This is a genomic window from Pseudomonas sp. Tul2A7 (assembly GCF_054790505.1).
This window is the reverse complement of the sequence record NZ_CP186499.1, coordinates 4,619,593-4,635,780: the sequence shown is the minus strand read 5'-3', so window position 1 is coordinate 4,635,780 and position 16,188 is coordinate 4,619,593. Positions and strand designations below refer to the sequence as shown.

Below are 16,188 nucleotides of genomic sequence, written 5' to 3'. Positions count from 1 at the left end.
TTCTCCAGGCGGGGCTTGCCGTCGAGGGCCTCGATTGAATTAAGCAAACATCCGACTGTTACGCCAGCGCCTACACCAAACGCTCGATCTTCTGATGCTGCCAGACCAGTCTGTAATACAGGGTCTGCAACACCAGCATGCCCAGATACGCCACCGGAAACGCCATCCACACGCCCTGCAAACCATATTGCCCGTCCAGCCAGTACGCCGCCGGTAGTTGCACGCCGACCACACAAATGATCGCAATGATCACCGGCACCAACACCGTGCCGCTGGCGCGCATGATCCCGCCGATGATCGCCTGGAAGCCGAATACCAACAGGCTCCACAGCATGATGTGCAGCAGATGCTCAGCCATTGCCCGGGTCGAGTCCTCGGTCAGGAACAACCCCAGCAGCCAGTGCGACAACAGGTAACCGAGCACAATCAAACCGCCGGTCAGGCACACGTTGATCAACAGTCCGGTGCGCAGAATCGGCCCCATGCGTTCCAGCCGCCCGGCGCCAATGGCCTGTGCGCCAAGAATCGACGCAGTGATCGCAATCGACAACGCCGGGAACTGCACATAGTTGACGATCTGCGTCACCGCGCCATACGCCGCCGTCGCTTGCGAGCCGTGCTGGTTGACCAGAGCCAGAATCACCAGCTCCGACAGCGACAGCACAATCATCTGCACGCCAGTCGGCAGGCCGATGCGCAAGACCTTGCCGAGAATCGCCCCGTCGAGGCGCAGCGCGGCAAAGAACTCTCGGTCCGGCGCCAACGGATGACCCTTTTTGATCAACCGCCAGGACAGCCACGCCATCGCCGCCAGATTACCGGCCAGCCCCGCGTACGCCGCACTCTGGATACCCATTTGTGGCAAGCCGAACCAGCCGCGAATCAGCGCCGGGGTCAGGGCCAGTCCGACACAGGTCGACACAACCAGCGCCAGCAGCGGCGACAGCGTATCGCTGACCCCGCGCAACAGTTGCGTAAACAACACGAACACCAGCAGCGACGGCAAGATCCACATCATCACATGGGCATACGCCACCGCATCGTCGAGCACATCCGCCGGCGTCCCCAACCCCGTCAGCGCCTGCCGCGCGAACACGCTGCCCAACACCGCAGCCACCAGACCGATCAATACGCCCAGCAACAGCGTCGCCCCGGCAATCGCCTTGACCATGTGCGGCTCACGTGCGCCCCACGCCTGACCGATCAACACACCGGCGCCCGCGCCGAGGCCGATCACCAGGGCGATAAAAAAGAACACCACGGGAAACATCCCCGACACCGCCGCCAGCGCCTGGGTGCCGAGCATCTGGCCGATATAGATGCTGTTGACCGTGCCCGACATCGACTGCAGAAAATTGGACAGCACCATCGGCGCGAGGAACAGCAGGTAGGTGTGCCAGAGTGGGCGTTGAGCGGCGGCTTGCATTGAATAGAGGTCCATCTCGAACGGCGGGAGGGCTGATGGAGGATAGCTTCGGCGAGTTGCACGCGGGGCGCAATTAACATTTCAAATCGGTGTTTATTGCCGGTGCCTACGCCTGTGTAATTGGCACGGATCTGTAGGTGTCGGTTCAGAGCTGTGGTAAACAACTGCCCACTCCCATTGCTCCCATTGAGGCTCTGTTCATGCCGCACTTTGCCAATCTGTTGACCGGCACCCTCCTCGCTCTGCTCGCCAGCAGCGCTCACGCCGCCGCGCCCGGCGAAACCTTGAAGCCGTTGCTGGAAACACTCAACGAACGCCTGAACATCGGCGACCTCGTCGCCCTGACCAAATGGGACAGCGGCAAGCCGATTCAGGACAGCCCGCGTGAGGCGCAGGTTATCGCCAATGCCCGCGCGCTGGCCGCCGAGCGCCAGCTCGACCCCGAAGAGGTGGCGCAGCTGATTGCTGCGCAAATGGAGGCGAACAAACTGGTGCAGTACGGTTTGCTTTCGCAATGGCAGGCGGCGGGTGCCGCGCCGGACACTCCGCGCCCCGACCTCGGCAAGCAGATCCGCCCGCGTCTGGATGAACTGCAAACCCGGCTGTTGCAGCAATACGCCGATTTTGCACCGTATCGCCATGATGCGAATTGCCCGGTGTGGCTGGCCAAGGCGCGCAGTGGCCTGACCCACGATGCGCTGCATGAACTTGCCCTGACACGGGCGACCGGTGAACTGTGTGTTCGGGCGGCGAAGTCACTCTGAGAAACCGCCAGATCAAAAGATCGCAGCCTGCGGCGGCTCCTACAAGAGATGGGTGAACCATCATTGCGGTCGATGTTCACCATCACGGCAATGAAGTTCTCATAAAAAATCCACGGCGTAACATCGGCTCCAGACAAACCAACAACACCCCGGAGCACACGATCATGAAACGCCAGACCCTTCTCAGCATCGCTTTCTCGGTTTTCGCCATTAACGCTTTTGCCGCCACCCCGGCACACACCCAGGTCGCTGAAGGCGGCTCGGACAGGTTGATTGAAAGTCGTGTTGCTGAGGGCGGTTCCGATCGTCTGCTCGAACGCCGCGTTGCCGAAGGTGGTTCCGATCGCCTGATCGAACGCCGCGTTGCCGAAGGTGGTTCCGATCGTCTGCTCGAACGCCGTGTTGCCGAAGGTGGTTCCGATCGTCTGATCGAGCGCCGCGTTGCTGAAGGCGGTTCCGATCGTCTGCTCGAACGCCGCGTTGCCGAAGGTGGTTCTGATCGTCTGATCGAACGCCGCGTTGCCGAAGGTGGATCTGATCGTCTGATCGAGCGCCGTGTTGCCGAAGGTGGTTCTGATCGTCTGATCGAACGCCGCGTCGCATAAGTCACTGGCTTCACTGCAATCCCCTGAAAAGCCCGGCCTGATCAGCCGGGCTTTTTCCTGCTCGCAACCATCCATTCCCCGACTGGTCACCCACCGCACATTGCGCATACCATGCGGCCACAACTCCAAAACAGACCTCGCCTGCCCATGCTTAAAGCCAGTCTGCGTAGCCACCTCACCCTTTGGTTTGCCGGTTTGTCCCTGCTGACGCTGCTCAGCGTGGGCTTCTATGTCGGCCACATCGCCACGGAGCAAATGAAGCAGGCCAGCGGTAATGCGCTGCTCAACACGGCGCGCTCGGCGGCATCGTTGCTGGGTGAACAACTGCGCGAACGGCAGTTGGAGGTTTATCTTCTTAGCCGCGCGCCGCATCTGGAGCGTGGCGATCTGGACAACCCGGCCATTCTCAAATCGATGCAGCTGCGCACCCAAGCGCGCGCCGAGTACGCGTGGATGGGCGTCACCGATGCCGAGGGCAAGGTGCATCAAGCGGTGAACGGCTTGCTGGTCGGCCAATCGGTGCAACAACGGCCGTGGTTCCAGGCCGGGTTGCGCAGTGAGTACACCGGCGACCCTCATGAAGCGGTGCTGCTGGCGAAAATGCTGCCGGGGCTGCCGAACGGTGAGCCGCTGCGTTTCATCGATTTCGCCGCGCCGATCCACAACGCCGACGGTCAGGTGATTGGTGTACTGGGCGCCCACGCACATTGGAGTTGGGTGACGCGCATTGTCGAGTCGGCGGCGTTTGCGCATAAGAACTCAATGCCGGATATCGAAGCGTTGATCATCGATCACGATGGCAAGATTCTCTATCCCGAAGCACTGATGGGCCAGCAACTGGCGGCGACTGATTCGAAATTGCAGAACTGGACGGCGGGTAACGGCTTCCTCACCAGTATGGTCACGGTACCGACGCCATCGAGTACGGCGCTGTCGTGGTCGATCGCGGTGCGCCAGCCATTGGAAACCGCACTGCAACCGGCGCGTCTGCTGATGTACAAATTGCTGATCCTGGGTGTGGCCGCAGCAGTGCTGTTCGGGCTGGTGGCCTATTACCTGGCGCTGTACCTGAGCCGCCCGATCGAACAGCTCGCCCGTTCGGCCCGGCAGGTGCAGAACAAAGAGCCCGGCGCGCAATTCCCGCTGCAACACCCGGTGCGGGAAATTGCCCAGCTCGGCCAATCCATCGATGCGATGACGCAATCGCTGCTCGGCAAAGAACGCGAACTGCAAGAGGCCAATGCCTCGCTGGAAGCCACGGTGGCGCAGCGCACTGCGGCACTGACGCAGGCCAACGCCGAATTGCTGAGTCTGGCGACCCACGACAGTTTGACCGGCGTTTACAACCGTCGCCGTTTCGACGAGAAACTCACCGAATACACACTGCTGTTCCGCCGCACGGGACGCCCGTTTTCTCTGCTGCTGATCGATGCCGACCACTTCAAGCGCATCAATGACACGCACGGTCACGCGGTGGGTGATGATGTGCTGCAACAATTGGCCCAGTTGATTCAGAGCAGCTTGCGCACCACCGATTTCGTCGCCCGTTATGGCGGCGAAGAGTTCGCCGTGCTGTTGCCGGAAATCGCCCAACCCGACACCCCGGAAGTGGTCGCCGAGAAGATCCGCGCGGCAGTTGCCGAGGCCGATTTCCCTGCCGTCGGGCACGTCACGGTGAGCATCGGCGTCGGCCTGGCGGATCCGGCCGACAACAGCCACAACGCGCTGATCAAACGCGCCGATCAGCAGCTCTATCAGGCCAAAGCAGCGGGCCGTAATCAGGTGGCGTGATCAGCCCTGCTTCACTTCACAAATCCCGTTGGCCCTGTTCTTCCCGGTGTACGACACCGCAGGCGAACCGTCGGGATTGATGCTCAGGGAAATGGTCACGCCAGCGCCTTTGGCTTCGAAGTAGTTGTCGTTGAATTTCTTCAACTGGCCTTCCTTGCCATTGATATAAATCGGGCCGCCCTCATCGGCGTGCACTTCGATCTTGCCCGGGCACGTAGCGTTGAGCAGGGGAATGCCGGCGTGGGCCAGTCCGGTGGCAAGCAACAGCGGCGCTGCCAATAGCAAAGATTTCATGGTGGGTTCCTTGAAGGCGGCAAAAACGCCGAATAGCTTTTTCATGTCATTTTTCAATCAGGGACTTGGGTACCCGGTATATGGCCCGAACACACCAACTTGAAGCGCGAACAAGGCTTAGCCGTGACGGTTATGGCTCCTGTGGGCTGCGTTCCCACGCAGAGCATGCCTGCGGCAGCTCCTACCGTTATTGCGTGAAGGTCTGGAGGTATGCCAGCAGATTGTCGAGTTTCTCTTCATCACTCAACCCCCAGAAAATCATCCGCGTACCGGGCACTACACCTTTCGGATCTTTCAGATAAGCGATCAACGTTTCACGATCCCAGGTCACTCCCGAGTTCTTCATCGCATCGGAATACACATAATTCGCTGACGTCCCGGCAGGCCGACCAATGATGCCATTGAGCTGCGGGCCAAACCCCGGGCGGGCCGATTCGCCGACCTGATGGCAGCCGCCGCACAGACGCGGGAAGATTTTCGCGCCGGCTTCGGGGTCGCCTGTGGCATGGCTGAATGGACTGAACAGGCTGGTGCCGAGCATCAGGGCGAGTGACAGTGCTGCGGTGTTTTTCATCGAGGGTTCCGGGTCGGTCTGCATCGGGCGGCGCAAGGGTAGCATTTTGTTTTTACCGGTAAGCGCCAATGATCCTCCTGACCGTCGTCAATGCCTGGCGCAACACATCCATCTCTACCGAACCCAGCGCCAGACGAATCGCATGCGGCGCATGGCCCGACACCGAAAACGGCTCGGCGGTGGTGACGGAAATCTGCTCGTGCATCAGCTCGACGACAATCTGATCGGCGCGCACATCTTCCGGCAGCGGTAGCCAGAGAAAATACGACGCCGGATGGCCAACACTCGGCAATCCTTTCAACACTTCGGCCGCCAGCGCCTGCCGCGCCTTGGCGTCTTTGCGTTTCTGCTCCTCGAGCAACGTCACTGTGCCGTCGTCGAGCCAGCCACAGGCGATGGCGGTCATGAGGCCCGGCGTGTTCCAGGTGGTGGCGCGGATGATGCGTTCCAGTGCCGGCATTGCTGCTGTCGGTGCGGCGATGAAACCGACGCGCAGGCCAGTGGCGATGTTTTTCGACAGGCCCGAGACGTAGACCGTGCGCTCCGGCGCCAGATCGATCAGCGTACGCGGTGGGTTTTCCACCAGAAATGCGTAGGCCGCGTCTTCGATGATCGTCAGATCATGTCGACGGGCAATCGCCACCAACTGCTCGCGCTGCGCCAACGGCATCACCCAACCCAGCGGATTGTGCAAGGTCGGCATGCTGTACATGGCGCGCACCGAGCGACTGCGACAGAGTTTGTCCAGCGCCGCGAGATCCGGCCCCTGCGCACTGACCGGAATCGCCACGACTTCCAGATGTAGCGCTTCGGCCAGTACCTTGAAGCCGGAATAAGTCAGCGCATCGGCGGCAATCACATCGCCGGGTTTGAGCAATGCCATCAACGTGACGGCGAGGCCTTGTTGGGCGCCGTTGACGATCAGCACTTGCTCGGCTTCGACCGTCACCCCGCGCGTCAGCAGGTGCCGGGCAACCGACGCACGCTCGTGGGCGCGACCGGCATGCGGCTGATAACGCAACAACGCTTCCAGATCACCGGACAACGCCAATTGGCGCAACGCGCTGCGCAACAAATCGGCCTGACCGGGCAACGACGGGTAATTGAAATTGAGGTCGATCATGCCGACCGCCACGTCTTTCTGATCGATGCCCTGCCCCGGCGACAGCGAGGTTTCGCGGACAAACGTACCACGCCCGGTTTCGCCGCTGACCAGGCCCATGGCCTCCAGCTCCGCGTACACCCGCGAGGCCGTGACCAGTGCCAGCCCTTCCTCAGCAGCCAGTTGCCGGTGAGTTGGCAACCGCGTACCCGGCGGCAACTGCCCCGAACGAATGTCCGCCGCATAGGCATCGACGATGGTCTTGTAGCGCGAGCGTGGCATGCCGGATGTATCCATGACAATTTTTTGATTGTGCTGATTCTCGGCTCTAGCATGCCCGCAACGCAACCCACTTCTGAGCGTGATCTGCTATGGAACGGACTTCGAATCTGACGACCCCGGCACTGGAAAAAACCAGCGGCTGGATCAACGGTTTTATCGGCGTGGTGATCTTCAGCGGTTCGCTGCCGGCCACGCGTCTGGCGGTGCTGGAGTTCGATCCGGTGTTTCTCACGGTGGTTCGAGCGGCCATCGCCGGGGTGTTGGCGGTGGCGCTGCTGTGGTTGTTTCGCGAGCGGCGCCCGGCGCGTAATCAGTGGCTGGGGCTGTTTATCGTCGCGATGGGCGTGGTGCTCGGTTTCCCGCTGCTGACCGCCCTGGCGCTGCAACACGTGACGTCAGCACATTCGATTGTGTTTGTCGGTTTACTGCCACTGGCCACGGCGATTTTTGCCGTGCTGCGCGGCGATGAGCGGCCGCGACCGGTGTTCTGGATGTTCTCGATTCTCGGCAGCGCGCTGGTGGTCGGCTTCGCCCTCGCGCAAGGCCTGAGCGCTTCGCCCACCGGTGACCTGTTAATGCTCGCTGCCATTCTCGCCTGCGGCCTCGGTTATGCCGAAGGCGCGAAGCTGTCGCGAACCCTCGGCGGCTGGCAGGTGATTTGCTGGGCACTGGTGCTGTCGCTACCGCTCATGGCGCTATTGAGTCTATGGCTGGCGCCCGCCTCGTTCAGCACGATCAGTCTGTCGGCGTGGCTGTGTCTGGGCTATGTGTCGCTGTTCAGCATGCTGGTCGGCTTTGTCTTCTGGTATCGCGGCCTGGCCCAGGGCGGGATTGCAGCGGTCGGTCAGTTGCAATTGCTCCAGCCGTTTTTGGGTCTGGCGCTTGCGGCAACCTTGCTGCATGAACAGGTCAGCGCCGGCATGCTCGCCGTGACGTTGGGCGTGATTCTGTGTGTGGCCGGGGCGAAGAAATTCGCCAAATGAGCCTCAGGCGCCCGCCTTCCACTCCCGCGGACTGAGCCCGGTCTTGCGCCGAAACGCCCGGGCCAGCGCCGAAGGACTTTCGTAACCGACCTCCTCGGCAATCAGCGCAATCGGCTTGCCTTCGCGCAAGCGCTTCTGCGCCAGACTGACCCGCCAGCTCAGCAGATAATCGGCCGGCGTCTGCCCGACAACGCGGCGAAACTGCTCGGCAAATCCGGCGCGGGACAGGTTGGCGACAGCGGCCAGATCCGCCACGCTCCATGGCTTTTGCGGTTGCTCGTGCATCGAGCTCAAGGCGCGCGACAGACGCGGATCAGCCAGCCCGGCGATCATCCCCGGTTGTTGTTCGCGACTGCTGATCAAGTGCCGCAACAGCAGAATCACCAGCAGTTCGAACAGTCGATCCATCACCGCCACGCGCCCGCAATGCCCCTCGAACGCTTCCTTGAACAGCCATTCCACGGTGTTGCCCAGCTCAGGAATGTCCGTCAGTTTCAGCACCAGATAGTCCGGCAGCGCCGCCGCCAGTGCATTGCCGGAACCGCCGTCAAACGTCAGCGTGGCGCAGACCACTTGGGTGTCCATCGCCTCGTCGGCGAACATGCGATGGGCAAAGGGTCGGGGGAAGAAGATCAGCGACGGCTCACTGAGGCGGATCTCGCGTTCGCTGCCCGGCTTGAGCAGCAACTCGCCGGCCTGCAACAGATGCACATGGCCGACCGGCTCATTTTCATGAACCGCGACGCCGCAGAACGCGCCGCTGTGAAAAGTCCCGGCAGACACGCCGAAATGGCTGAGCAATGTTGAAAGGCGATCCATGGACAACTCCAAGAGCATATCTGGACGATCTGCCGCATATCCTCGACGATTTGCCGCCAATCCACCAGCCTCACTCAATAACATGACCTCCATCCCCGGCGCACTACGCACCGGACTCTCGGAGAATCCCCATGAGCCGCATCCACGCTATCAGCCTCGAAACCGCTACCGACGCCAGCCGCCCAGTACTGGAAGGCGTGAAAAAGAAAATCGGTTTCCTGCCCAACGTCTTCACCACCCTGGCCAAAGCACCGGTAGCCCTCGAAACCTACGTGCAAGCCTCGGCGATCCTCGGCAAAACCTCGCTGAGTGCCCAGGAAAAAGAAGCGGTGTACCTCGCCACCTCACAGGTCAACGGTTGCGACTACTGCCTGGCGGCCCACACTTTGTTTGCCGGCAAGGCCGGGCTCTCGGCGCAAGACATCGTCGCCGCCCGCCAAGGCGAACTCAACGCCTACGCCACCCTCGCCCGTCAGCTGACCGAAAGCCGCGGACATTTGAGCGATGAACAGATCGCCGCCGCCCGCACTGCCGGCATCGACGACGTGAAGATCATTGAAGTGATTGCACTGGTGGCCGTGCAGAGCCTGACCAATTACCTGAACAATGCGGCGCTGACGGATATCGACTTCCCGGCCATCTGAAGTCTGGCCACACAACAACACCAGTGGGAGCAAGTCTGCAAGCGCTAGCGGCGTGTCATTCAAAGCATCTTTGACCGACCCGAAGCCATCGCGAGCAGGCTCACTCCTACAGTTGGATCGCCTACAACCCGCCAGAAACAGGTCGGCTGTCAGGCCGCCTTCGCGAGCAGGCTCGCTCCCACCGTTTTAATGTGCGTACAACCCAAGCGGCAAAGCCGCCCCACTCAACAGGATGAGCGTTAGCTCGGCTGCCGCTCTTGATCTTGATCCACGAGCGACGTCGGAAGGCTGAGTGGAGGGATTGATCCGGGCGTGGGAGCGCAGCGACCGTTTGGCGCAGCCAAACACAGCGAGAGGAGGTGCAGCGAAGCAAACCGTAGGCGCTGCGCCCGGATCGATCCCGGAGCGAAGGAACCCCGAGCCCCAGCGAGCGGGCCGCACGCAGGAGCAAGCGTTTTTGGTTACTTTTGAGGCGTTTGTCAAAAGTGACCCGCCGTAAGGGCGGAACCCTAAGCCGCCGTTACCGCAGCAACGGATATGTACTCCCTAATCCAGACAACCATAGCCAACGTCCACGGCTGATCAGTGATGCTCCTCCCCCGCCCGCTTAAGCAACTTCTTGCACCGCTCAGACAAATGAAACACCTGCAAATGCTTACCCGCCTTGGCATAGCGCTCGCGCAAAGTCTTCAACGCCGCAATCGCCGAATAATCGACAAAACTCAAATGCCGGCAATCCAAAGTCACCCGAGCCGGATCATTAGCCGGATCGAACTGATTGAGAAACGGCGCAGTCGAGGCAAAAAACAACGTGCCATGCAAACGATAAAGCTTGCTGCCGTCAGCCTCCAGATGCTCATCGGCATACAGCTCACGGGCCTGCTGCCAGGCAAAGTTAAGCGCGGCGATAATGATGCCGCACAGCACCGCAGTGGCCAGATCAGTGAACACCGTGATAGTGGTCACAGCAATGATCACCAGCACATCGTTTAGCGGCACTTTGTTCACCACCCGCAACGACGCCCAGGCAAAAGTCTGCTGCGACACCACAAACATCACACCCACCAGCGCCGCCAGCGGAATACGCTCGATCAGCGGCGACAGAAACAGAATGAACAAAAGAATCAGCACGCCAGCGACCACACCGGACAAGCGCCCGCGCCCACCGGAACTGAGGTTGATCACAGTCTGGCCGATCATCGCGCACCCGCCCATACCGCCGAACGCCCCCGAGACCATATTGGCCGCACCGAGCGCCACGCACTCACGATCCGGGTAGCCACGGGTTTCGGTGATTTCGTCGGTCAGGTTCAACGTCAGCAGGGTTTCCAGCAGACCGACCAGCGCCATCAGAATCGCGTAAGGCGCGATGATGCGCAGGGTTTCAAGATTCCACGGGATGTCCGGCAAAGCGAACGTCGGCAAGCCGCCGGCGATGTGCGCCATGTCGCCGAGGGTGCGGGTCGGTAGGCCGAACAGGTAGACCAGCAGACCGACGCCAAGGATCGCCACCAGCGCCGGTGGCACCGCTTTTGTCAGACGCGGCAGGATGTAGACGATGGCCATGGTCAGCGCCACCAGCCCGGTCATCAGGTACAGCGGCGTACCGCTGAGCCAGTCCTCACCGCTCTTGAAATGCTCGAGTTGCGCCAGCGCAATGATGATCGCCAGACCGTTGACGAAACCGAGCATCACCGAATGCGGCACCATGCGCACCAGTTTGCCCAGGCGCAGCAGCCCGAACGCCATCATGATCAAACCGCCAAGCAACACCGTCGCCAGCAAATACTGCACGCCGTGTTGCACCACCAGCGCGACGATGACCACGGCCATCGAACCCGCCGCGCCGGAGACCATGCCCGGCCGGCCGCCGAACAACGCCGTCAGTGTACAAATGATGAAGGCGCCATACAGACCCATCAGTGGATTGAGGTGCGCCACCAGCGCGAACGCAATGCATTCGGGCAACAGGGCAAACGAGGTGGTGAGTCCGGCCAGGACATCGGCGCGCAGACGAATCGGTTTCATGGCTTACCTATCGAGCAGCCACTGAGCGCGGCTGCAAGTGTTCGAGAAAAAGAGGGGTGAGGATGTTACGGAATTGTCGCGGATCGAGCCAGTGAACGCTGACACTTGTGGGTTCGGGCTTTATGCTGGCGCGTTCCTGTATCCATTGAGTTGAACATGTCTGCATTTCTGAGCGCCCGCGAGGTCTGCCAGCGTCTACGTGACGCTGCGCTGGGTGTGCTCGCTTTCAAAGTCTGCGAGATGCCTGACGAGGCGGGACGGGTCGCGGTCGATATCGAGGGCTGGCACCTGCTGCTGGATTTTGAAGGCAGCCGGTTACATCACTGTGAATTCGCCCGCAATGGTGATGGGCAACAAGGCGCGCTGGACAGCTGGCAGCGTTACGGCACCGATCCGGTGAGTTTGCTCAGTACTTGGGAATTGGCGCAGATCGAGCGATTGCTCAACACGCAGACGAACGAGGTTGCTCAATGATGGCACTCTGCCCATAATTCGCGCCCTCCTCTATTCCCACGCAAGGAACTGCCGTGAAGAAGTCGCTGTTGTTGATCCCGATGCTGGCCGTGCTGCTGCAAGGCTGTGGCATGACCATGACCCGCTACGAGCCGAGCTTTGAGAACGTGCAGAAGCTCAAGCAAACCCCGCCGCTGCATGCGATCAGCAATCCTCAGGTCACCGCCGAATCCGGTGAAGGTTCGCTGGTGGTCCGCGCCAACCCGGTGCGCTCGCCGTCCGGCAGCATCCCGGCGCATATTCAGGACGCGATCACTGAAGAACTGCGCAAGGCTGGTCTGCTCGATCCACAGGCGCAGCGTCAGTTGAAAGTACTGGTGGTGAAAAACGAACTGTCCGCCGGCATGGGCACGGGCGACGGCAAACTGGCGGCTCGTTTCACCCTGCTCAACGGCAACGATGTGGTGTACGACGCGACCAAGAATGTCAGCAGCCAGTGGAGCAGCAGCTTCTTCGGTTTCATTGCGATCCCGAACGCGGTCAACGCCTACAACCCGATGTTGCGCGACTTGCTGAAAGAACTGTACAGCGATCCGCAGTTCATTCAGGCCCTGAAGTAAGGACAAAAAAAGAGCCGCAATCGCGGCTCTTTTTTTTCGCATCAAGCCCGAGGAATACGGGTTTCGAGTGCCGAGTACTTCAGGTTCTTGCTATCGACCATTTGCTTGAGCAGCGCGTTGACCTGACGGGTGAACGTGTCATTCACCGCTTCTTTTGGCGTGTTGGCCATCAACGGAATGAACCAGATGCCGATCCAGGTGCCGATCGCATCGTGGTTGCTGGCGGTGGTCAGGGCCTGACCCGATCCGTCCACGGCTTCGAGGCTCATGGTGTACTGATCGGTGCCGTAAGCCGGGATAACCCCCAGGCTGAAACCACTGATGAAGCCCAGCACCATGGAACCGGCATTCGGCGGATGGTTGTACATTTTCAGACGCAGGCTGTAGTCGCCCGGCTGCTTCTGGAATTCATCCAGGGTGACACGGCCGAACAGGCCCGAGTCAGTGAGGATTTTTTGCAGCTGTGGTTTCAGTTGATCACGTGCTTGCGGCACTTCCACGGCGGAACCACTTTTCGGCTCGCCCTGATAGAAATCGAAATCGACGTAGACGTTTGGCTTGTTGGTGTAGCTGGCCATCGACGGCATGGTCACCGGCGCCACTTCGTCTTTGGTGAAACTGGCACAACCGCCCAGCGCGAGTACCAACCCCAGCGCCAGAATTTTCCCGAATTGCATGATGATCCGTCCCTATGTGTACACATCCAAATGATGGCATTGCGCCTTCATTTTGAAGGCCGGGCGGATTCTAGAGAGAGCAGCCCTCGGGCGGAAGTCTGAATTGGGGAAATCGGCAAAAAAACTTGCTCAGCCCTGCCGCAAGTCGAGGATGTAGGTGTAATAACCGCTGTCGCGTACGTAGCCGAGGGATTCGTACAAGCCTTGAGCGGTGAAGTTGTCGGTGGCGGTTTCCAGCACCAGCCCTTTGGCGCCGGTCGCCAAGGCGAAGTCGCGTGCAGTGTTCATCAGCAATCGACCCACGCCGCGCCCACGGGCGGCGGGTGCGGTGAACAGATCGCTGAGCAGCCAGGTGCGGTGCGCATCGATGGACGAGAACGTCGGATACAACTGCACGAAACCCAGCGCTTCGCCGTGTTCATCCTGCGCGAGAAAAATCGCTGATTCATCGCCGGCCATGCGCTCGGCGATGAAGGTACGCGATTGCTCAAGGTTCGACGGTTGCTCGTAGAAACCTCGGTAGGCATCGAACAACGGCGCGAGCGCGTCCAGATGCGTCGTGTTCGCCCGCAGTGCCTGAATTGACATGTCTGTGCTCCGTTTCACTGAAATGATCGAAACAGCATAGCGCTGCCCTTCAAGTGTGCTGGCCTCACCGCTATATAGTTTTGTATATTGCGAAACCGAAATCGCCAGAACCTTTCCATGCCATCCAGCCAACCTGTGTGTCCATGAGTGCCATCCGCGTACGCAACGAGCAGTTGATCCTCGCCGCCGCCAGCGAAGAATTCGCTGCCAACGGCTTCGACGCCACCCAGACTCGCGACATCGCGGCACGTGCCGGGGTGCCCAAGGCCAATCTGTATTACTACTTCCAGACCAAGGAAAACCTCTACGGCAAAGTGCTGCTGGGTTTTGTCGAACCGCTGCTGGAAGCCTCGGCAGTGCTGCGTGAAAGCGATGATCCGCTGACGGGGCTGCGCGCCTACATTGCCGCACGGATTCGGATTGCCCGCGAGCATCCGGCGATTGCCAAGGTGTTCAGCGGCGAGTTGCTGCTGGGTGCTCGACAGTTGCCGGACGAATGCCGCGATCTGTTGCAGGCCGAAGCACGGCGCAACGTTGAATGTCTGCGCAGCTGGATCGAACGCGGTTTGCTGGCGCCGGTGGATCCAGAGCATTTGATGCTGTTCATCTGGTCGGCGACGCGCACGTACACCAACATTGGCTGGCAGATGGGCCAGATCATGGGGCGCGAAGTGCCGCAGGATGAGGATTATCAAACGGCGGCGCAGACGATTACCCGGATGGTGCTGGAGGGCGTCGTGGTGGCGCCGCGGGTGGGTGGGATTCGTGGGGTTTTGTTTACGACGTGAGGGAGGGCTGCTGCGCAGATCAGGGCATGAAGTCTACGGGGAGTTCCAGATGATCTTTCATGCGCTCGTTCCAGTCGTGCAAGGCGTCGGGTAGACGTTTTTTCCATTTCGCAGCGTTGGTGTAATAGCGCAGACGCGAGTGGCCGGTACTGTCGTAGGTCACCAGCAGCACCCAGAAATGCCCAGCGGTTGACCGCATCACGACGCCGGTACCCCCGAGGCCGCGCATCCACATCTCCCAGACCTGACTGCCCGGCACATCAACAGAAGGCTCAGCGGTCATCAACGAGCCGGACTTTTCCACCAGCGTCTGATAATCAGTCTTGAGCAACGTGTGCAGTGCCTGGTTCTCTTCCGGAGTTTGCGCCAGGCCCAGGCTGAGCATGTCGTAATCCAGCGCCAGCGGTTGCGGCGACGCGACAAAACGGCCGGTGTAGTAGACGCCCAATCCGGCACTGCAATATCCGCCTGCACCCACGAACGAAATATCCAGCACACCGTTGATGGGAGTGAACAACAGGGTGCACTTGTCTTCCGAATAAACAGCCTTACCGTCCTTGAGTGTGGCGATGCCATCCAGATCACCGGAGTTGGCGCCCTCAGCTGCCGTAATGTCGATGCTGATGTGCGTAGCATCGCGGCGCTGGGTTATCACCGTCGCCGAGGTTGAAGTCCCCGGCGGAATAAGCTGCCAGGTCGCGTCCCAACTGAAGGGCTGAGTAGCGTGTTCAAGTTCGGTCAGGCGCATCAGGTACTGGCGGCGCAAACAGGCCGTCTGCTCACCACAGGCGTTGCGATTTTTCAGCCACTGCCGCTGGTCAGTCTTGAGGACTTGGGCATCGGGGACATTAGCCAATGTCGAATGCCACAGCTTGCCCAGCTTCTCGTCGAACAGCGAAATCTGCGGATCGCCACAAATGGCTTTTTCAGCTTTGCTGTTGGCCGTTGCGCAATCGAAACTGCTGGCTTGGGTGACAGCGGCAACCGCAAGGGACATCAGCGCCAAGGCATGACGCAGGGAGATCGCGAACATCGAGAGATTCCATTCTTCGGACGGCGCGCAGTATGCCAGTGCTGCTGCCGGAAATCCCCACTGTAGGAGTGAGCCTGCTCGCGATAGCGTTCAGTCAGACGATGCTGCGCCAACTGACACACTGCTATCGCGAGCAGGCTCACTCCTACAGGTTTTGTGTGGGTTGTCAGAACGTGATTCCGGCTGCGGGTATGACGTCGATCCGCGCCACGGAGCCAGTCAGATGCGCCAGATCCTTGTTGTGTTCGGCGATGATGTCTTCGGCGCTCATGTTGCCGTTGTCGACGGTGGAATGCGCGTCCGCAACGAGCACCACGTCATAACCCAGTTGATGAGCCTGACGCACGGTGGCGTTGACGCAGTAATCGGTTTGCAAACCACAGATGACCAGTTTTTCGAAATCTTCGCTCGGCAGCAGTTTGCGCAAGTCTGTCTGGTAGAACGAGTCCGGCGTGGTTTTGCGTACGCGCAGGTCTTTGGGCGAAGTCTCAAGCCCTTCGGCCAATTGCCAGCCTTCGGCACCATGGGCCAAGGGGCTGTCCTTCTCTTCGTGCTGAATCAGCACCACTGGCACACCTGCCTGGCGGGCGCGGGTGCTGAGACCGTTGATGGTGTCGATCACCCGGTGAATGTCATGGCACTGATATTCGCCCGAACAGAGGGCGCGCTGGACGTCGATGATCAGTAATGCAGTGGTCATGATGAGCCTTCCTTGAT

The 16,188-nt window shown here is 60.3% G+C and carries 18 protein-coding genes; 8 read left to right on the top strand and 10 right to left on the bottom strand.

Annotated elements, in window-relative coordinates; translation table 11 throughout:
• Positions 1 to 70: 70 nt before the first annotated feature.
• Complete coding sequence (locus ACOYXJ_RS20770; RefSeq protein ID WP_460371240.1) at positions 71 to 1,426, bottom strand: MATE family efflux transporter; 1,356 nt, start codon at positions 1,424 to 1,426, stop codon at positions 71 to 73.
• Positions 1,427 to 1,626: 200 nt separating this feature from the next.
• On the opposite strand from ACOYXJ_RS20770, the gene ACOYXJ_RS20765 reads away from it, so the two are divergent.
• The 3 genes from ACOYXJ_RS20765 to ACOYXJ_RS20755 all read left to right on the top strand — a co-directional run bounded on the left by ACOYXJ_RS20765 (position 1,627) and on the right by ACOYXJ_RS20755 (position 4,586).
• Positions 1,627 to 2,190 carry a chorismate mutase gene (locus tag ACOYXJ_RS20765; RefSeq protein ID WP_460371239.1) on the top strand — a complete coding sequence of 188 codons (564 nt, stop codon included), beginning with the start codon at positions 1,627 to 1,629 and terminating at the stop codon, positions 2,188 to 2,190.
• A 164-nt stretch (positions 2,191 to 2,354) separates the two neighbouring features.
• Positions 2,355 to 2,795 (top strand): phage infection protein, encoded by a 441-nt coding sequence (locus tag ACOYXJ_RS20760; RefSeq protein ID WP_460371238.1) that lies wholly within the window; start codon positions 2,355 to 2,357, stop codon positions 2,793 to 2,795.
• 147 nt (positions 2,796 to 2,942) lie between these two features.
• Positions 2,943 to 4,586, top strand: coding sequence for a sensor domain-containing diguanylate cyclase (locus tag ACOYXJ_RS20755; RefSeq protein ID WP_460371237.1), 1,644 nt, complete (start codon positions 2,943 to 2,945; stop codon positions 4,584 to 4,586).
• Here ACOYXJ_RS20755 and ACOYXJ_RS20750 read toward each other — a convergent pair whose 3' ends face one another.
• The 3 genes from ACOYXJ_RS20750 to ACOYXJ_RS20740 all read right to left on the bottom strand — a co-directional run bounded on the left by ACOYXJ_RS20750 (position 4,587) and on the right by ACOYXJ_RS20740 (position 6,838).
• Entirely contained in the window at positions 4,587 to 4,880 is a 294-nt protein-coding gene (locus ACOYXJ_RS20750; RefSeq protein WP_150708907.1) for a hypothetical protein, read from the bottom strand.
• A gap of 187 nt (positions 4,881 to 5,067) precedes the next feature.
• Positions 5,068 to 5,454: a c-type cytochrome gene (locus ACOYXJ_RS20745; RefSeq protein ID WP_150793647.1), complete on the bottom strand. Its 387-nt coding sequence runs from the start codon at positions 5,452 to 5,454 to the stop codon at positions 5,068 to 5,070.
• Between the two features lie 52 nt (positions 5,455 to 5,506).
• Positions 5,507 to 6,838 (bottom strand): aminotransferase-like domain-containing protein, encoded by a 1,332-nt coding sequence (locus ACOYXJ_RS20740; RefSeq protein WP_460371236.1) that lies wholly within the window; start codon positions 6,836 to 6,838, stop codon positions 5,507 to 5,509.
• Positions 6,839 to 6,927: 89 nt separating this feature from the next.
• On the opposite strand from ACOYXJ_RS20740, the gene ACOYXJ_RS20735 reads away from it, so the two are divergent.
• Positions 6,928 to 7,821: a DMT family transporter gene (locus ACOYXJ_RS20735; RefSeq protein ID WP_460371235.1), complete on the top strand. Its 894-nt coding sequence runs from the start codon at positions 6,928 to 6,930 to the stop codon at positions 7,819 to 7,821.
• Between the two features lie 3 nt (positions 7,822 to 7,824).
• Here ACOYXJ_RS20735 and ACOYXJ_RS20730 read toward each other — a convergent pair whose 3' ends face one another.
• A complete protein-coding gene (locus ACOYXJ_RS20730; protein WP_460371234.1) occupies positions 7,825 to 8,640 on the bottom strand; it encodes a cupin domain-containing protein in 816 nt (271 codons plus the stop codon).
• Positions 8,641 to 8,771: 131 nt separating this feature from the next.
• Between ACOYXJ_RS20730 and ACOYXJ_RS20725 the strand changes: the two genes are divergently transcribed.
• Positions 8,772 to 9,284, top strand: coding sequence for a carboxymuconolactone decarboxylase family protein (locus ACOYXJ_RS20725; protein WP_110719398.1), 513 nt, complete (start codon positions 8,772 to 8,774; stop codon positions 9,282 to 9,284).
• A 582-nt stretch (positions 9,285 to 9,866) separates the two neighbouring features.
• On the opposite strand, the gene ACOYXJ_RS20720 is transcribed toward ACOYXJ_RS20725, so the two are convergent.
• Positions 9,867 to 11,312: a SulP family inorganic anion transporter gene (locus ACOYXJ_RS20720; protein WP_150793642.1), complete on the bottom strand. Its 1,446-nt coding sequence runs from the start codon at positions 11,310 to 11,312 to the stop codon at positions 9,867 to 9,869.
• A 156-nt stretch (positions 11,313 to 11,468) separates the two neighbouring features.
• Between ACOYXJ_RS20720 and ACOYXJ_RS20715 the strand changes: the two genes are divergently transcribed.
• Entirely contained in the window at positions 11,469 to 11,786 is a 318-nt protein-coding gene (locus ACOYXJ_RS20715; protein ID WP_460371233.1) for a DUF7693 family protein, read from the top strand.
• A gap of 53 nt (positions 11,787 to 11,839) precedes the next feature.
• Positions 11,840 to 12,385 carry a hypothetical protein gene (locus tag ACOYXJ_RS20710; RefSeq protein ID WP_016986914.1) on the top strand — a complete coding sequence of 182 codons (546 nt, stop codon included), beginning with the start codon at positions 11,840 to 11,842 and terminating at the stop codon, positions 12,383 to 12,385.
• Between the two features lie 41 nt (positions 12,386 to 12,426).
• Here ACOYXJ_RS20710 and ACOYXJ_RS20705 read toward each other — a convergent pair whose 3' ends face one another.
• Together ACOYXJ_RS20705 and ACOYXJ_RS20700 are read right to left on the bottom strand one after the other, a co-directional pair.
• Complete coding sequence (locus tag ACOYXJ_RS20705) at positions 12,427 to 13,062, bottom strand: hypothetical protein (RefSeq protein WP_150793640.1); 636 nt, start codon at positions 13,060 to 13,062, stop codon at positions 12,427 to 12,429.
• A gap of 129 nt (positions 13,063 to 13,191) precedes the next feature.
• Positions 13,192 to 13,650 (bottom strand): GNAT family N-acetyltransferase, encoded by a 459-nt coding sequence (locus ACOYXJ_RS20700; RefSeq protein WP_460371232.1) that lies wholly within the window; start codon positions 13,648 to 13,650, stop codon positions 13,192 to 13,194.
• A 143-nt stretch (positions 13,651 to 13,793) separates the two neighbouring features.
• Between ACOYXJ_RS20700 and ACOYXJ_RS20695 the strand changes: the two genes are divergently transcribed.
• A complete protein-coding gene (locus ACOYXJ_RS20695; RefSeq protein WP_460371231.1) occupies positions 13,794 to 14,438 on the top strand; it encodes a TetR family transcriptional regulator C-terminal domain-containing protein in 645 nt (214 codons plus the stop codon).
• A gap of 19 nt (positions 14,439 to 14,457) precedes the next feature.
• Here ACOYXJ_RS20695 and ACOYXJ_RS20690 read toward each other — a convergent pair whose 3' ends face one another.
• Positions 14,458 to 15,471, bottom strand: a complete 1,014-nt coding sequence (locus ACOYXJ_RS20690; protein WP_460371230.1) for a lysozyme inhibitor LprI family protein — start codon at positions 15,469 to 15,471, stop codon at positions 14,458 to 14,460.
• A gap of 166 nt (positions 15,472 to 15,637) precedes the next feature.
• Positions 15,638 to 16,171 carry a cysteine hydrolase family protein gene (locus ACOYXJ_RS20685; RefSeq protein ID WP_460371229.1) on the bottom strand — a complete coding sequence of 178 codons (534 nt, stop codon included), beginning with the start codon at positions 16,169 to 16,171 and terminating at the stop codon, positions 15,638 to 15,640.
• Positions 16,172 to 16,188 lie beyond the last annotated feature (17 nt).

What these genes read in the sequence shown, in the direction of transcription:
- ACOYXJ_RS20735 (WP_460371235.1), top strand. Translation starts at nt 6,928, where the DNA reads ATGGAACGGACTTCGAATCTGACGACCCCGGCACTGGAAAAAACCAGC.
- ACOYXJ_RS20685 (WP_460371229.1), bottom strand. Translation starts at nt 16,171, where the DNA reads ATGACCACTGCATTACTGATCATCGACGTCCAGCGCGCCCTCTGTTCG.
- ACOYXJ_RS20750 (WP_150708907.1), bottom strand. Translation starts at nt 4,880, where the DNA reads ATGAAATCTTTGCTATTGGCAGCGCCGCTGTTGCTTGCCACCGGACTG.
- ACOYXJ_RS20740 (WP_460371236.1), bottom strand. Translation starts at nt 6,838, where the DNA reads ATGCCACGCTCGCGCTACAAGACCATCGTCGATGCCTATGCGGCGGAC.
- ACOYXJ_RS20695 (WP_460371231.1), top strand. Translation starts at nt 13,794, where the DNA reads ATGAGTGCCATCCGCGTACGCAACGAGCAGTTGATCCTCGCCGCCGCC.
- ACOYXJ_RS20760 (WP_460371238.1), top strand. Translation starts at nt 2,355, where the DNA reads ATGAAACGCCAGACCCTTCTCAGCATCGCTTTCTCGGTTTTCGCCATT.
- ACOYXJ_RS20745 (WP_150793647.1), bottom strand. Translation starts at nt 5,454, where the DNA reads ATGAAAAACACCGCAGCACTGTCACTCGCCCTGATGCTCGGCACCAGC.
- ACOYXJ_RS20765 (WP_460371239.1), top strand. Translation starts at nt 1,627, where the DNA reads ATGCCGCACTTTGCCAATCTGTTGACCGGCACCCTCCTCGCTCTGCTC.
- ACOYXJ_RS20755 (WP_460371237.1), top strand. Translation starts at nt 2,943, where the DNA reads ATGCTTAAAGCCAGTCTGCGTAGCCACCTCACCCTTTGGTTTGCCGGT.
- ACOYXJ_RS20720 (WP_150793642.1), bottom strand. Translation starts at nt 11,312, where the DNA reads ATGAAACCGATTCGTCTGCGCGCCGATGTCCTGGCCGGACTCACCACC.
- ACOYXJ_RS20770 (WP_460371240.1), bottom strand. Translation starts at nt 1,426, where the DNA reads ATGCAAGCCGCCGCTCAACGCCCACTCTGGCACACCTACCTGCTGTTC.
- ACOYXJ_RS20700 (WP_460371232.1), bottom strand. Translation starts at nt 13,650, where the DNA reads ATGTCAATTCAGGCACTGCGGGCGAACACGACGCATCTGGACGCGCTC.
- ACOYXJ_RS20715 (WP_460371233.1), top strand. Translation starts at nt 11,469, where the DNA reads ATGTCTGCATTTCTGAGCGCCCGCGAGGTCTGCCAGCGTCTACGTGAC.
- ACOYXJ_RS20725 (WP_110719398.1), top strand. Translation starts at nt 8,772, where the DNA reads ATGAGCCGCATCCACGCTATCAGCCTCGAAACCGCTACCGACGCCAGC.
- ACOYXJ_RS20705 (WP_150793640.1), bottom strand. Translation starts at nt 13,062, where the DNA reads ATGCAATTCGGGAAAATTCTGGCGCTGGGGTTGGTACTCGCGCTGGGC.
- ACOYXJ_RS20730 (WP_460371234.1), bottom strand. Translation starts at nt 8,640, where the DNA reads ATGGATCGCCTTTCAACATTGCTCAGCCATTTCGGCGTGTCTGCCGGG.
- ACOYXJ_RS20690 (WP_460371230.1), bottom strand. Translation starts at nt 15,471, where the DNA reads ATGTTCGCGATCTCCCTGCGTCATGCCTTGGCGCTGATGTCCCTTGCG.